The organism is Methanolinea mesophila, assembly GCF_017873855.1.
Lineage (GTDB): Archaea > Halobacteriota > Methanomicrobia > Methanomicrobiales > Methanospirillaceae > Methanolinea_B > Methanolinea_B mesophila.
Genome location: NZ_JAGGKR010000001.1, coordinates 2149487 through 2165433, shown reverse-complemented (window position 1 = coordinate 2165433; position 15947 = coordinate 2149487). Strand labels below are relative to the sequence as shown.

General features: G+C 59.1%; 13 protein-coding genes. 9 read left to right on the top strand and 4 right to left on the bottom strand.

Annotated features, from left to right (window positions below; translation table 11 throughout):
- Positions 1-197 precede the first annotated feature (197 nt).
- Positions 198-1034, top strand: coding sequence for a protease inhibitor I42 family protein (locus J2741_RS10310; protein WP_209675172.1), 837 nt, complete (start codon positions 198-200; stop codon positions 1032-1034).
- Positions 1035-1311: 277 nt separating this feature from the next.
- Here J2741_RS10310 and J2741_RS10305 read toward each other — a convergent pair whose 3' ends face one another.
- The gene (locus J2741_RS10305; RefSeq protein ID WP_209675171.1) at positions 1312-2247 is read right to left on the bottom strand and encodes a pirin family protein; all 936 of its coding nucleotides are present in this window, start codon (positions 2245-2247) and stop codon (positions 1312-1314) included.
- A gap of 187 nt (positions 2248-2434) precedes the next feature.
- Between J2741_RS10305 and J2741_RS10300 the strand changes: the two genes are divergently transcribed.
- A complete protein-coding gene (locus J2741_RS10300; protein ID WP_209675170.1) occupies positions 2435-4840 on the top strand; it encodes a Lon protease family protein in 2406 nt (801 codons plus the stop codon).
- Positions 4841-5120: 280 nt separating this feature from the next.
- Positions 5121-5285, top strand: coding sequence for a hypothetical protein (locus J2741_RS10295; protein WP_209675169.1), 165 nt, complete (start codon positions 5121-5123; stop codon positions 5283-5285).
- Between the two features lie 167 nt (positions 5286-5452).
- On the opposite strand, the gene J2741_RS10290 is transcribed toward J2741_RS10295, so the two are convergent.
- On the bottom strand, positions 5453-7159 hold the full coding sequence (locus J2741_RS10290; RefSeq protein ID WP_209675168.1) for a SulP family inorganic anion transporter: 1707 nt from the start codon (positions 7157-7159) through the stop codon (positions 5453-5455).
- A 195-nt stretch (positions 7160-7354) separates the two neighbouring features.
- On the opposite strand from J2741_RS10290, the gene J2741_RS10285 reads away from it, so the two are divergent.
- A complete protein-coding gene (locus J2741_RS10285) occupies positions 7355-8455 on the top strand; it encodes a hypothetical protein (protein WP_209675167.1) in 1101 nt (366 codons plus the stop codon).
- 188 nt (positions 8456-8643) lie between these two features.
- A complete protein-coding gene (locus J2741_RS10280) occupies positions 8644-9174 on the top strand; it encodes a DUF6141 family protein (protein WP_209675166.1) in 531 nt (176 codons plus the stop codon).
- A gap of 87 nt (positions 9175-9261) precedes the next feature.
- On the opposite strand, the gene J2741_RS10275 is transcribed toward J2741_RS10280, so the two are convergent.
- A complete protein-coding gene (locus J2741_RS10275) occupies positions 9262-10581 on the bottom strand; it encodes a serpin family protein (RefSeq protein WP_209675165.1) in 1320 nt (439 codons plus the stop codon).
- Positions 10582-10712: 131 nt separating this feature from the next.
- Between J2741_RS10275 and J2741_RS10270 the strand changes: the two genes are divergently transcribed.
- Together J2741_RS10270 and J2741_RS10265 are read left to right on the top strand one after the other, a co-directional pair.
- A complete protein-coding gene (locus J2741_RS10270; RefSeq protein ID WP_209675164.1) occupies positions 10713-11147 on the top strand; it encodes a nuclear transport factor 2 family protein in 435 nt (144 codons plus the stop codon).
- 281 nt (positions 11148-11428) lie between these two features.
- Complete coding sequence (locus J2741_RS10265) at positions 11429-12862, top strand: MFS transporter (protein WP_209675163.1); 1434 nt, start codon at positions 11429-11431, stop codon at positions 12860-12862.
- A 297-nt stretch (positions 12863-13159) separates the two neighbouring features.
- On the opposite strand, the gene J2741_RS10260 is transcribed toward J2741_RS10265, so the two are convergent.
- Positions 13160-13972, bottom strand: a complete 813-nt coding sequence (locus J2741_RS10260) for an SDR family oxidoreductase (protein WP_209675162.1) — start codon at positions 13970-13972, stop codon at positions 13160-13162.
- Positions 13973-14231: 259 nt separating this feature from the next.
- On the opposite strand from J2741_RS10260, the gene J2741_RS10255 reads away from it, so the two are divergent.
- On the top strand, positions 14232-14960 hold the full coding sequence (locus J2741_RS10255) for a PKD domain-containing protein (RefSeq protein ID WP_209675161.1): 729 nt from the start codon (positions 14232-14234) through the stop codon (positions 14958-14960).
- Positions 14961-15047: 87 nt separating this feature from the next.
- Positions 15048-15740: a B3/B4 domain-containing protein gene (locus J2741_RS10250; RefSeq protein WP_209675160.1), complete on the top strand. Its 693-nt coding sequence runs from the start codon at positions 15048-15050 to the stop codon at positions 15738-15740.
- Positions 15741-15947: the final 207 nt, after the last annotated feature.

Below are 15947 nucleotides of genomic sequence, written 5' to 3'. Positions count from 1 at the left end.
GAAAAAGACGGTCATTTACCCGGGGGACCGTCGCCCATCGCAATATCCCGCGACACCTCAGGGCACACTCCATGAAATTACGGGTGTGTTCCACGATTCCTAAGCCAAGGCATCCGGTCATATCGGTCACTGCGAACACTGCGAAAAAATTTCCACTCAAAGGCATTTTTTTCTCGTCTGTGTGTGTAGTGTAGATCATGTATACTGCAACGGTAAGAAAAAAGACGCCCTGGGCCCTCCTGCTTGCAGGGATGCTCGCCCTGGCCCTGGTGGTTGCCGGCTGCACCATGTCACCCGGCGGGCCTCCGACGCCTTCCCCGACAACCACCACCCCTGTGCCCGCGGAAACCCCCGTCCAGGTCCCCTGGACAGGGCTTCCCCTCTATAACGAAAGTGACAACGGGCGGACCATAACCGTCTCTCCCGGGGAGCGGATCGCGATTGCGCTTGGGGAAAATCCGACTACAGGTTATTCCTGGAACGCCACCTTCAACGCCGGACTGCTCAATACCGCGGAAGGATATACCCGGAATCCGGAGACCGCGGGTCTCGCCGGTGCGGGGGGGACCCGTTACTGGGTAGTCGAAATGCCGGAACCGGGGACCGGGCAGTTCTCTGCAGTGTACATGCGGCCCTGGGAAGGGGTGACGCCGTCAGACCAGACCCTCACCATTATCGCCGGCGAGGTCCAGACTCCTCCGGGGAAGAAACTGGTGACCTACACGGAGGCGGACAACGGTACTACGGTGAAGGAGATCCAGGGCTCCATGTTCGCGGTCTCCCTTGCGGAGAACCCGACCACCGGGTATTCCTGGAACGCAACGATATCTCCGGGCCTGGAACTGGTGAACGAAACGTATGAGGAGGATGCGCATGCCTCGGGCATGGTGGGTGTCGGGGGAACGCACTGGTGGATTCTCCGGGCCTTGACACCCGGGACACAGGAGTTCTCGGCGGCATACATCCGGCCCTGGGAGGGAGTGTTGCCCGGCGACCAGACCTACCATCTGAAAATCGATGTGAGTGCCTCCTGATTCGCAGGGGCTAATGAACTCTATTTTTTAGTTCTGTTGAAATCTCCGATCTCCTTCGGTTATGCGGATCTCTGACGGACCTCTTTTAAAAGGCCTCGCCGGTGATATTCTGAAAAATACAAACCTGCAGCATCTGCCGCTCCAGGGACTGCTCACGTCCCTTGCAGTGCTCCAACAGGATACAGCTGAAATGTCATGTAAACTGGCCCCTAATTCGACGATCGGAAATTCTCGTTCCACCTGGTGATCTCCACCCTAGCGCCGGTGATTCTCACTCTCAACGTTCCCCGGGACGGTTTCCCGGTTTTTTTATGAATGTGCCTTTGTCCAGCTCATCGAAGGCCACCTTCAGCTCCTCTTGGGTGTTCATCACGATCGGCCCGTACCAGGCCACGGGTTCCCCGACAGGTTTCCCCGAGAACAACAGGAAACGTACTCCCTCCGGGCCCGCCTCCACCATGACTTCGTCCCCGTCGCCGTAGAGGACCAGGTGCTCCTTCTCTATCCCCGGTCCTTTCCGCAGATCAGTGAAATAGGTATCCCCTTCCACCACGTAGCCGAATGGGTCGTCCCGGGGGTCGAACGACCCTGATCCCTGGATCACATACGCCGCCACGGTATGGCCCGCGGGAACGGACCTCCTGTAGGTCTTCCCCGGCAGAACTGTGATATCAAGATAAGAAGGGTCGGTGACGATTCCCTGCACCGGACCTTGTATCCCCCCTTCCTCGCCGGCAATCACTTTTACCCGGGCCCCTTCCCCCGTGATCACCTCGGGGATCTCTTCCCGGGTTATTCCCCTGTAGCGGGGGTCCATCATCTTATGGGATGCGGGGAGGTTGGCCCAGAGCTGGAAACCCCACAGGAGATTCTTTTCGTCTCCCCGCGGCATCTCCTGGTGGATGATCCCGCTCCCGGCGGTCATCCACTGCACGTCGCCTTCGCCGATAACCCCCCGGTTCCCCATGCTGTCGCCGTGTTCCACCTTTCCATGCAGTACATAGGTGACGGTCTCGATCCCCCGGTGCGGGTGCCAGGGAAACCCGGGGAGGTACTCCGAAGGCCGGTTCGAGTGGAAGTCGTCTAGCAGAAGAAACGGGTCCAGGCGGGGGGCCTGGGCATACCCGAGCGCCCGTTTCAGGTGTACTCCAGCCCCTTCAACCGTAGGGCGGGCGGCAAAGACTCTGGCGATAATGCGTATTTTCTGCATCATCCTCAACCCGGTGAGGGGTCCATGACCATGATAATGGTTGCGGAGGCCGGGACAACGGGTACGCCGGTGTCGGCGTACGGTACCGCCCGACGGAAGAGAAAACCCTTCAGGGAGTCGAATCCGACCCAAAACCCTTTTATGTCCCGGCGATAATTAGCGTCCATTGCGTTATTTATGAGGAGACCCTATGATCGAACCACTGCCAGTAGGCCGCTATAGAAAAACCTACGATGTAAAGGACGTTTCCTGCAAGAGCACCGAGGATCTCACCCCTGTCGAGGAGATAATCGGGCAGGAGCGGGCATTGAGGGCGCTCACCTTCGGGCTCAATATCGAGGAGAAAGGATTCAACCTCTACATCTCCGGGGTTCCGGGAACCGGAAGAAAGACCGCTGTGTGCAAATTTTTACAAGAGCTCGCCAAATCCAAGCCGAAGGGGAACGACTGGATTTATGTGAACAATTTCCGCGACCAGTACGAGCCGAATGCAATCAGGCTTCCGGCTGGGATAGGGAAGAAGTTCCGGGCAAGCATGGCCGATTTCGTCGCCGAGGTCCAGCGGGTGATCCCGAAGGTCTTTGAGAGCGAGGACTACGCCAACCGGCGCCAGGCCGCACTCCGGGAGATCGAGCAGGATAAAGCGAAATTGTTCGAGGAGATCAACAGCAAGGCCAACGAGAAGGGGTTCACCATCCAGGGAAGCCCGAACGGCATCCTGACCATCCCCACAAAAGACGGGAAACCCCTCTCCCAGGAGGAGTTCATGGCCCTCCCGGAAGAGGAGCAGCAGCGCTTTCAGGAACAGCGTGAGGAGCTCGCCGTGGAGATGCGGAAGGCTTTCCGCCTGATGCGGGAGCTCGACCAGAAAGAGAACGAAACGGTCGAGAAACTGACAAAAGACGTTTCCCTCGACGCGATGAGCCCGGCCCTGAAGAAGCTGAAGGACCCGTACGGCGGTATCGATGAGATCAACGAGTACCTCACCGCGGTTTCCACCGACATCCTGGACAACCTCCCACTGTTCCTCACCCAGCCCGGGCAGACTCCCCAGGAACAGCAGCAGTCTCCGCTCATGAACCCGTTTTATCGGCAGATGATCTTCCGCAAATACGAGGTGAACGTGATCGTGGATAACTCCGAGAGCGAAGGCGCACCGGTGATCTTCGAGCAGAACGCGTCCTATCCCAACCTTTTCGGCAAGGTCGAGAAGGAGGTCCAGTACGGGGTCGTAACCACCGACTTTACCATGATACGTCCGGGGTCCATGCACAAGGCGAACGGGGGATACATGGTCATCCCTGTGGAAGACCTGTTCCGCACTCCGTACACGTACGACGGACTGAAGAACGCATTAAAGACCGGGAAACTCGCCATCGAGGAGCCGGGCGAACGGATGGGATATATCTTCGCCAAGGGAATCAAGCCGGAACCGATCCCGCTCGACATCAAGGTGGTGTTGATCGGCACACCCCTCGCAAACCAGGTCCTGTTTACCCAGGACCCCGATTTCTCGGAACTCTTCAAGGTCAAGGCCGAGTTCGATACGAGCATGGACTGGAACGCCGGAAACGCCAAAAAATACGCTGCGTTCATCTGCACCATGTGCCGGAATGAGAACCTGAAGCACCTCGACGCCACCGGGATCGCCAGGGTAGTCGAGTACGGGTCGAGGCTTGCAGAGGACCAGGAGAAACTCACCACCCGGTTCGCCCGCATCGCCGATATCGTAAGGGAGGCGAGTTTCTACGCCACCCAGGACAAGGCGAAATATACCACCGGCGAACACGTCCAGAAGGCCATCGAAGAGAAGATCCACCGCTCGAACCTGATACAGGAGAAGATCCAGGAGTTCATTACCAGGGATATCTACCTCATCGATACCAAAAACTCGACCCCGGGCCAGATCAACGGGCTTTCGGTGATCGGTCTTGGAGATATCGAGTTCGGGCGGCCGTCGCGGGTCACCGCGAGTGTCAGCGTGGGCAGGGACGGGATCATCGATATCGAACGTCAGGCGGCGCTCGGCGGCCCAACACACACCAAGGGAGTGATGATCCTCTCGGGGTATCTCTCAGACAAGTATGCGAGGAACAAACCGCTCTCCCTCTCGGCGAGGCTCGTGTTCGAGCAGAGCTATGAAGGAGTCGACGGTGATTCCGCGTCCAGCACGGAGCTCTACGCCATCCTCTCCGCCCTCTCGGGCATTCCCATACGGCAATCGCTCGCGGTCACCGGGTCCGTGAACCAGAAAGGGATCGTGCAGGCGATAGGAGGTGTCAACCAGAAGATCGAAGGGTTTTTCGATATCTGCAAGGCAAAGGGCCTGACCGGAGAACAGGGGGTCATGATCCCGGCAAGCAACGTAGAGCACCTGATGTTAAAGGATGAGATCATCCAGGCAGCGAAACAGGGGAAGTTCTCAATCTACCCGGTGAGCACCATCGACGAGGGGATCGAGGTGCTCACCGGGGTGAAAGCGGGTGAACGGCGTGCCGACGGAACGTTTGATAAGGACACGGTGAACTTCCTGGTGGATAAAAAACTCACGGAGATGGCCGAAACCCTCAGGGAATTCAGAGGGCCCGGGGCATAACCCCCTTTCTCTTCCCGCGGGTCCGGGGAACTCAGAAAAAAATCCCGCTCCGGGACCGCCAGGCTTCCCGGAAACCAGGATGCGTTCGGGTACCTCAGCATTTTTGTTCGTTTCCTGCGGATGGGGGAATGAAATTCCAGGTTTAACCCATACTGCCCGTCGTCAGGAAGGATACCCCGGGAGTTCACCCCTGGCACCCGGCTCATTGCCCGAATATTTTAAGATCAATTCCTACCTGAATGGCGGATGCGGTTTTTTATAGCGCATTCCAGGAGGATAAATGGACTATACGGAAATAATGAAGAGAATGGCGGGGGATCGCTGTGCCGGGCTGGTATCCCGGAGCCGTCGGGCGATCGGTGCCGCTGCGCTTATTCATGCCATCCCCATGGCTCTTCTCTTCCTCTCTATCGCAATGCTTTCCTGTCACATGCTTCATGTATAGGGGTTGCCAGGGAAGCGCACCCGGTTCGCCCGGTCATTTGCCGGAGACCGGGTTAATTTTTCACCCGAAGGCAGCTTCTTCGCGGCACTCACGGAATATCCGCGACCTCATGTCCCTCCCGGGGAAGACCCCGGGGTATCCTCACGATGCTCTTCCAGGTGTTCCTGCTACCCTCCGGATTTTTCCCGGTACTGCATCCTGTATGCCGCGAGGGCCTCGTGGACGGTCTCGAAGATGTGATCGGTCCCTATCATCGAGGTTATTCCGTCCCGGTCGAACTCGGTCCTCACCAGTTCGGAGAGATCGCTCGCCACCAGAGTCACCCCATACTTCTGCAGTTCCGCATGGACCGCTTTGAGCGTCTCGGACGCAGTGTAATCAACGTCGCTTATGTTCACGGCGGAGAGGCAGATCCATTTCAGGGGAGGCTCGGCGTTCCGTGCAAGGTTCACGATCTCCTCGGTGAACTTCGTTTCGTTCGCAAAGTACAGGTCGGCCCCGAACCGGTAGACCGCGAGCCCCTCAACGGCCTGCTGCCCCTGGGCCAGGGGTGTCGGTTTCATCCCCCCGCCGGGTGCGGGCACCAGCAGCATGTCCATCGGCCGGTAGCTGTGCCGGAGATGTGCAATGATGGAGAGTGCCACCGCAACGGCAATCCCTATTCCCACCCCGAGAAAGATCACCGCTCCCGCCGTGATCAGCGCGACACCGAACTCCACCGGCCTCCGGCTGCGGAGCGAGATCATACCCCGGATATCGATGAGGCGCAGGCCGATCAGGAAAACGATCGCGGATAATGCCGCGACCGGGAGGTAGGAAAGGGGCTCGGTGAGTACCAGGAGTACGGCAAGCACGACGATCGCCGCGACGACCTGGGTCAGCTGCGTCCTGCCCAGGGCGCTCACTACCATCTCCGTCTTTGTCGGGCTTCCGTTCACCACGAACGTCCCGGTGAGTCCCGCGGAGATATTGGAAAAGGACAGGCCGATGAGATCGGTGTTTTCGTCGAACCGGTCCGAACATTTGAGAGCGTACGCCCGGGAAGTCGCGGCGCTCTGGGCCAGGATGACGATAAAACATGCCGCAGACAGCCCGAGAAGATCGGGAAACGCGGCGAGGGGGACCGTGGGGAACGATATTGCCGGAAAGCCTCCGGGGACAGGGCCGATCACCTCGATCCCGCGTGCAGAAAGATCGAACGCCCAGCTCACGATGATTGTCCCCGTCACGGCCAACAGCGCTCCCGGGACCCTGCGGCTTATCCTCCTCCCCGCAAGGGTGACTGCAATCACCGCAAGTGACAGCACAAGCGTGGGGAGCTGCAGCGCGGAGAGGTTGGAAAAGAACGAGATCAGCTGCTGCCCGGCTCCCACGTAACTCACCGGAAGACCGGTCATCCCGGAGAGCTGGCCGATTGCGATCTGGATCCCGACTCCCGTAAGAAACCCGATCATGACGCTCCGGGAGAGGAAGTCTGCGATGAACCCGAGTTTCATGATCCCGGCGAGGAAGAGGAAGATCGCGGCCATGATGGCGATCATGGACGCATACGCGACGTATTCCGGTGAACCCGGCACCGCCAGGATCACCAGGCCGCTCGCGATGATCGCCGCCGTGGCCGAATCCGCCCCCACTGCGAGGTGGCGCGAGGATCCCAGAAAGGCAAACAGCAGCATGGGGAAGAGGATGGTGTAGAGCCCGGTCACCACCGGCATCCCCGCGATCCTGGTGTACCCCATCACCTCGGGGATAGCCAGTGCGGCAAAGGTGATCCCGGCGAGGATCTCCACGGGTATCTGCGACCTCTCGATCGGCAGGATTCCCTGGAGAATCCTTATCCCCGTCTGTTTACCGGAATCCGGAGGTGTTCCCATCTTGCCACATTCCTCTTGCTGTGAACAGCACTATCTTCCATTATATGATCCTTTGGATATGAAGGACGCTCCACCGGAAGAGGGCGGTGCGTTCCGATCGGGTAACGGGACCTTCGCTGCCGGGACCGGAACACCCTGATACCCGCGTCCCCTGTACCAACCCACATTACCAATGATACCCTAAATTACCGCATCATGGAAGACCTCCGGGAAACCCGCAGCACTTCAGGAGACCTCCCCGTTCCGGCGGTCATCCTCTGTGTCCTCCTTGCAGGATCACTCTCCATGCTCTTCGCGGAGGTCCTTTCGGGGGCCTCGGTGCTCTGGTTCGTCACCGCCTGGGGCTGGCTCGTCACATTTCCCCTCTACATGGTCCACCTGGTCTTCCTCTTCAGCCTGGCCATGATGTTCCGGCGCACCTCGTTCACCTCTCTCTACCTGTGGGGGGTGATCTTCGGGATGTACGAGTCCTGGATCACCAAGGTGACCTGGGCGGGGTACATCGGATCCGAACCGGGGTGGGGGACCGTGCTCGGGTTCGCCCCCGCCGAGTTCATGGTAATCGTCCTCTTCTGGCACCCTGTAATGTCGTTCCTCTTCCCGCTCCTTGCATTCGAAGTGCTCTCTTCCTCTTCCCGCGAGGACTCCCCCCTGTTGCCCGGTCACCGGTGGCTGCTCGCGAAAGGCAGGCGTTCCTTCGGACTATTCGCGGGGGTCGCACTCATCGGGGCGGCGTTTCTCTCCATGAACTCGGGTTTCAACGGGGCTGCAGCCCTTACGACTCTCCTGATCAGCGCGGGAATTGTTGCGATCCTGTACATGGCCGTCTCAGGAGTGACCGGGGGATTTTTCCCGGTATCTTCACTTTCACTCAAAAAATACGGGCTTTTCCTCGCGCTCCTCTATCTTGCCGTGCTCTACCTCCTGGCCTTCTTCTTCCTGTTGCCCGGGCGAATCCCCCCGGCCCCGACAATAGTGCTCACGGTCCTCATCTATCTCGTTGTAGTACTGCTGATCTGGCTCGACCGGCCGGTTTCCGTGTTTGCCGGGATTCCTGGAACGACGACGATCCTCGGGGTACGGCACATGGCAGGGTTTCTGGCGCTCGCCTCGGCACTAATCGTCCTCTTCTCCCTCGTCCCGGCGCTTGGTGGAGCGCTTGGAACGGGTATCTATCTTATCCTGGTCTTCCTCGGCCCCCTCCTTGCCCTTACGGTGGCCGGGCTCGTGATATTCCGGTTCTTCGCGGGCCGTCACGCGGGCCGGTCCCCGGAAGCCCGGGGCGGGCACCCGTAAACACTCCGGAAACAACGCAGGGCGGCATATTACAGGATCGACACAATAATTCCCGGCGGACCTTTGTTAAAAATTCCTTGTGCAGGAGCCCGGAACGATCGACGGGAGCAGGTTTTCATTGCCCGTAAAGGGTGCCGGCCCCGGATGTTCCGTTATCCATTTGACCTGGAAGCACCGATCATATAGCAATGGAAGATCGACCGCCTGAAGAAACAGTGCGTTTTCACGAGGTCCAGCGGTTTCACCAGGCCTGGGTATGGATTCTCATCGCGTTCATCGCTGCACTGGGGTGGTATTTTTTCCTCGCCCAGATCGTGTTCGGCGAGTCACCAGGGAGCAACCCTGCCCCCGACTGGGCGGTAATTGTCATCTGGGGAATATTCGGTGTCATTTTTCCGATCTGGTTCGTCATGATGAAGCTGGAGACCCTGGTTACCAGTGAAGGGCTTGCATTCCGGTTCTTCCCGCTGCACCTGAAATGGAGAGTGATCCCCTTTTCCGAGATCGAGTACGCCGAGGCGGTCACGTATCATCCTCTCCGCGAGTTCGGAGGGTGGGGCATAAGGTTCGGCTGGCGGGGGGGTATGGCCTATAACATCCAGGGAGACCGCGGAGTCCGGATCACAAAAAATAACGGAAAAAAGATCCTGCTCGGTTCCGGGCGGGCCGAAGAACTCGGACAAGCCCTGCAGGCCGGGATGACGCACCCGCATCGATGAAAGGAAATGACCGGGGATAGCCCCCGCGGGTAACCCCGGATACGACCTGCCGGGCCCCGGAAAAAGGGGTCGGCGGTAATCCGGAACTCAGGCGACCGGGTTCGCCACCCGCCCGATGAAGAGGATATTACCGGTCTCGTCATCCTGGATCAGGAAGACAAACGGGTGGTCCGCGAGGAATACCGGTACCTGTTCCGTGGGGGAAACCGCTTTCAGGTTGACAACCACACCTGTCGCAGCAGCGGCCTCGGTCCCCTCCTCGTTCACGTCCACGTGTGCCTTATGGACGACATCGCTCACATAGAGATTCTTTGTGCCGTCCATTCCGGAGAGATCTGCATTCATCGTGAATACTGTGGGCATTCCCATCGCTGCAAGCGTCCCGGGGAGGCGGTATCCGGTATCCAGTGTGAATTTCGGGAAGTATACCCTCACCTGCCGCCCGGTCAGGGACTCTCGCAGCCTGGCAATGCCATCCGGATCCAGCACCTCCCCGGCGGCAGAAAGATTGTCTTCCCTCGGGAGAATGACCAGCATGGAAAGCATTCGCCCGTACCCTGCCGTATAGGGCAACCTGATGACCTGGAGGGTGTCGGTCTCGGTATACCCGTAGACTGCATCCTCGTCGGTCCTCGACATCATGGGGACCGTCACAGTCCCGTTCCCGACGGTCCGGAATTCATGTTCCGTCGTCTTTGCCGGATCGAACTGAAGGATCCAGGCGCCCTTGAAATAGACGGCATTGGTGATCACCAGACGGGTCCTCGGGTCGACGGACCCGGAGGGGAGAAGATCCGCAATCTTTCCCGCGGTCCTTTCATTCACCCACAGGTTGATGATCTCGCGGGATGCCTCAGGCTGGTCGATGAAGTCCAGGTTATTGACGTCTGCCGAGTAGTAGATCCGGGCGATATCGACATATTCCTGGAGAAAAGGATATGTTTTCTCCGCCCAGAGCGCGTTTGCGGCATCCAGCGTATAGTTCCGGCCGACAGTGGAAAGGCCGGTACCGACCGCGAGGAATCCCTCGCGCCGCATTGTATCGTTTTCCGGGAAATGGAACACCGCCCTCATCTCCTCCGCGGTAGTGCCCCGGGCCCCTTCGTACGTCACGGCCAGTGCCGAAGACACGGAGATGGGGGAAAAGAAGATGTTCTCTCCTGCATTCCGGGGATCATTCGCGAGATTGTGATAAAGGTCGAATGCGAACCGGTTATTCGCGTCCACGACCGCTTTTTCGTACACCTCCGAACCGGGAGAGGGAAAGGCCCCCGGTACCGGCGTTGTCGGCCCTCCTTCCGCCGGAGTGGCTTCCGGCCCGGGGGCGAATCCGTTGCACCCCATGAGGAGGACTCCGCTGAGAAGAACCGCCGCCAGGGCGAGGGTTCCCGCAATCCGTTTCTTCATGCGAGCAGCGTTGGAGCCGGGCCTCGATAAACGTGGCGTTAGGTGCGATTTATTTACAAGTCATGGCCCGCGGCCCCGTCCGCCCGGTCGAATCCCGCCATATTGATAACCTCTCCTGCCGACAACCCTTCATGGAATTCACTGAAGAGACAATCCAGGAGATCATGGATACCTTCACCCGCTATGCCGAGTGCTACGAGAAGCGCGATATCCAGGGCTTCAAGGCGCTCCTTTCCCAGTATGCAATGGGATTCGGAACCGGAGTCGACGAGATCAGCACCTCCAGGAGCGAGTTTCTCGAAGCGGTCCGGAGGGACCTCTCACAGGCAGACAGTATAAACGTGACCTTCTGCGACCTGATCATCAACGGCGACGGAAGGGTGGTCTGGGTGATGGGCCTCTGCACGTTCGACGCGATGTTCAAGGGATGCGGACTCTCCATGACCGGGAGGTTCACCGCAGTACTGCTGAATACCGGTGCACGATGGATCTTCGAGCAGCTGCACTTCTCCATGCCGTACGAGGGCCAGGAGCAGGGCCGGTCGTTCCCCGATATCGAAGGGTAAACGAATCTATTCCTTTTTTCAAAAGGGGTTTTGCGTGAACCGGCACCGAACCGATCCCCCTTGCATCCACCCGTTCATTCCCGACCCGGGGGATCCGCATATCCGCGGCATTCCGCACCGCCTTCATGCTTTTGCAATCTCCTTCGCACATCCGGGCCGTCCCCGGTGAATTCCCTGATGGGATATGCGGGGTCGGCCGGGTTTAGACCGACGGCCCCCTTCAGAAAGGTGCGGTGGAGAAGGGAACACGCTATATATATGCCGCTCTCTCATGGTATCCTGTGTCGGATGAAGCCCCGGACTCCCCGCAACGGCTGCGTCTCATCCTCGGGCTGCTCTCCCTCGCCCAACTCATGATAGTGCTCGATTTTTCCATCGTCAACGTCGCGCTTCCCTCGATCCAGGCCCAGTTCCAGCTCGCCCCTCTCAACCTCCAGTGGGTGGTCAGTGCTTACGCCCTGACCTTCGGCGGGTTCCTGCTCCTGGGAGGGCGGGCTTCCGACATGTTCAGGAGAAAGCATGTCTTTCTCGCAGGGTTGGTCGTGTTTTCACTCGCGTCCCTGCTGGGTGGTTTTGCCTTTTCAGCGGAGATGATATTCGTATCCCGGGCGATCCAGGGGCTCGGTGCCGCCATGCTCTCCCCTACCGCGCTGTCCCTGGTGACCACCACCTTCCGCGAGGGACAGGAACGGAACACGGCCCTCGGTCTCTTCGGTTCGATGGCCGCAATAGGATTCACCACCGGGGTTATCCTCGGAGGTATCCTGACCAGTGCCCTCTCGTGGCACTGGGTGTTCTTTGTCAATGTCCCCATCGGGGCGTTCGTGTTCATCGCGAGCGTCCTCGTCATCCCCGGACCGGAAACAAAACAGGAGAAGGCGGGGTTCGATATCACCGGGGCGGTGCTGATCACGAGCTCGCTCCTCCTTGTCATCTATTCCATTACCCAGGCATCGAACCCGGGGGAATCTCCCCTGCACCTCGCGATCCTCCTGGTATTGACCGTGGTGCTCGTGGCCAGTTTCGTGTACGTGGAACGGCGGGCCTGTGTCCCCCTGGTGCCGTTCGACATCTTCCGCCGGCGCCTCATCGCAATCGCAGATATCCTGATGTTCCTCACCTTCGCGGCGAACGCCGCACTCGTCTTCGTGATCACCCTCTTCCTCCAGGAAGTCCGGGGGTTTTCCCCGCTCGAGACCGGCATTATCTTCATCCCCGCCGGACTCGGCGGACTTTCCGGTGCGACCCTTGCCCCGCGGATCATCAGGCGGATCGGCTACCGGCTGATGATCCTCGGCGGGCTCGTGCTCTTCATTACGGGGGTGATCGCACTCGCGACCATCGGTACCACCTCGTCGATCGTCCTGCTGATGGTGTACTATTATTTTACGGCGCTTGGCCTCGTATCCGCCATCGTCTCCTTCAATATCGCCGGCACGACCGGGGTGGCCCACGAACGCCAGGGTCTCGCGGCCGGGCTCCTGACCACCTCCCAGCAGATAGGTGCGGCCGTCGGGGTAAGCATCGCCGGCGTAGTGATCACCGGGTTTGCACGCTTGTCAGGGACGGAAACGGTGATCACAGTCGAAGGATACCGGGCGGCGCTGTTCGTCTCGGAACTTTTCCTGGTCCCTGCGGTAATCCTCTCACTCTATTTGTTACATCGCGGACTCGCACGAAAAGATCTCGGAATTCCGGCAAAACCAGGGACCTGAAAAGGATACATCCACGATCTTTCCTCCTGGCCGCATCCGTGGATCTTTTTCTTTAGGTCCGGTCAGGTCTTCCCCGGTCTCTTCCCCATAACATTTCCCGGGAATCCCGTTCATTCAAGCCCGGTCAGGTCTTTCCCGATCTCTTCCCCATGACATCTCCCGGGAATCCCGTTCATTCAAGCCCGGTCAGGTCTTTCCCGGTCTCTTCCCCATAACATTTCCCGGGAATCCCGTTCATTCAAGCCCGGTCAGGTCTTCCCCGGCCTCTCCCCCCGTGACATCTCCCGGGAATCCCGTTCATTCAAGCCCGGTCAGGTCTTCCGCGATCTTCCAGAACCTCTCCTGGACGGCCCGGTCATGCGTGAGTGCGGTTGATCCGGCCGGCTGCATCTCCTCGAAATATTTTCCCGACACTCCTGCCACTTCGGGTGAGACCGCCAGATACACGGAGGTCCGGGCTCCTTCTTCGGGGCTGATGCCCCTCATGCCAGGGAACGCGTTGTTGAGGATCTTTGTGTCGGTCACACCAGGATGGAGACAGTTCACGGTAACCCCCGACCCTTCAAGTTTTTCCGCGAGCAGATAGGTGAATACGATGTCCCCGAATTTCGAGAGGCTGTACGCTTCCCACGGGTCGTAGCGGGGCATATCAGGGAGGTTATCCCAGTCTATGCGGGAGACGTCCTCGTGGGCGCTCGATGCCACGTTTACGATTCGCGAGGGTGCACTCTCCCGGAGCAGGGGAAGGAGAAGGCCGGTGAGCAGGAATGGCGCAAGGTAGTTCACTGCAAACGTCATCTCGACTCCGTCGTCCGTAAGAGTCCGGGCTTCCTGGTAGGTCCCGGCGTTATTGATGAGCACATCGAGCTTCGGAAAGGTCGAAACGACCTCGTCGGCCATACTGCGGACTTCGTCCTGGGCGGAGAAATCGGCAACGAGGATATCGGGTTTTTCTCCGCCCGATACTTCCTGCAATTCCCTCTGGACCTCACGCGCCTTCGCCCGGCTCCTCCCGTGGAGGATGACCCTGGCCCCCTGCCGGACGAGTGCCCCCGCGGTCGCTTTTCCGATCCCGTCCGTCGAACCCGTAACCAGGATGAGTGGTTCCATGAGCGGTCCTTCTGTCCGGCACCCCATAAACGTTTCCCGTTGGATTCCGCTCTCCGGGATCGGAAACAAAGACTCAGGTCCGGGACACCCCGGTCCCGGTTGTGGGACCCTTTCTCCGCCCCCCCACAATCCCGGATTTCAGACTCTTGGCATTTTTTATACGCTCTTCAACCCTTCCTCGGACCAGGGGTATCGCCGGGACCGGAGGGCCGCAGGAAAAACGGGATACATTTAAGAACGATACAGGACAGCTGGTGCTATGAAATCACTGACCGTGTGCGTTATCTCCTTCATTCTGCTCGGCGTCGTGCTCAGCGGGTGCACCACGCAGCCCACCGGTCCCGCTACACCCACGGTCTCCCCTGTCCCGACATCTCCCGCGACAGTGCCCGCCACGAACTCCCCCAATCCTGCAGGCACCACTTTGCAATTGACCGTCATTGCCACGCAAAGCCCGCGGACTGCATCGATCCCACCCCCTATCGCGCAGTTTTCCGCGAGCCCTGTTTCAGGCGTAGACCCGCTCACCGTACATTTCACAGACGAATCAAGCCTTTCACCCGACCATTGGGCCTGGGACTTTGGGGATGGAAGCACGTCGAACGAGCGAAACCCGGTCCACGTGTATACCGCTTCCGGGACCTACACGGTCAGCCTGGTAGTATCCAACGCCGGCGGGAGCAACTCGGAGACCAAGTATTACTTCATTACGGTCAATCCCGCATACCGACCCCCTGGGGCTTCGTTTACCGCAAATCCTCCCACCGTGGCCCAACCATATACGGTCGAGTTTATCGATACCTCCACAGGCCCCCCGACACACTGGTCCTGGAGTTTCGGCGACGGGGGAAGTTCGACCGAGCAGAACCCGGTTCATTCCTACCCGGCCGTCGCGGCGACGTGGTACGTGACACTGAATGTCACCAACCCGGCAGGGAGCAGCGAGACCACGGGAACGGTCACATTCGGCCCGCAATCGTTGATGTGATGACTGCAGGACCGAAGGTACGGGCCATTCCGGAATAGGAGATCGGGGTACCGGGAAGTATAAGTCAGTTCGTGCAGGGATTCATCTATGGAGTTCTCGCCCGAAGTTCTCGCAGCGTTCCCCGGTATCGGTGTTGCGGAAGGGGACATCCGTTCTGTCCGCATCGAACCGCAAAGGGCTGACCTGGAGGCCGGAAAAATTCAGGTTCTGGAGGGGGTCCGAGGTCGTTACACCCTTGAAAATGTCAGGAACGAACCGGTATTCCGGGCATACCGGGACTTTTTCTGGAGTGTGGGAGTCGATCCAACAAAGACCCGGCCCGCATCCGAGGCGCTGGTGCGGAGGATCCTCACAGGGGGAACACTCCCGGTCATCAATACTGCGGTTGACGCCTATAACCTCGCATCCGCACTATCCGGCGTGCCGATAGCGGCGTTCGACCTCGATACGCTCTCCGGCGGTCTTTTACTGCGGTTTGCCCGGAATGGCGAGGAATTCCTCGGGATAGGGATGAAAAAACCGCTCGTCCTCCGGGAGAACCAGGTCGTCATGACCGATAATGCCCGGATTATCGCAGTCTATCCTTACCGTGATTCGGATTCTACGAAAGTCACTCCCGCCACCACCAATATCCGGATCGTCTCATGCGGAGTTCCGGGGATAGCCCCGGCGATGGTTGCCGGGGCATTCGCAACATGTGTACGGTACCTGGAAGAGTACACGGGAGGGGTCTCAACCGGATACGTGTTGTATCCGCGGGATGGCACCGTCCATACGTAAGAAAGCCGGCCGGTCGAAAACCGCTCCGCCCCGGGGATATGCCGGAGATCCCGGTGATAAAACGGATTCCACGGCATATCCCCCGGCCACAACCGGTCAGGTACGATAATTCCCACTTGATTTTAGTACCGGCTGGTCCGCGACCCGATTCCTGCCTGACGCCTCCCGTTTGATATTCTAACGTGATATGAAAATTTTCACCCGGCC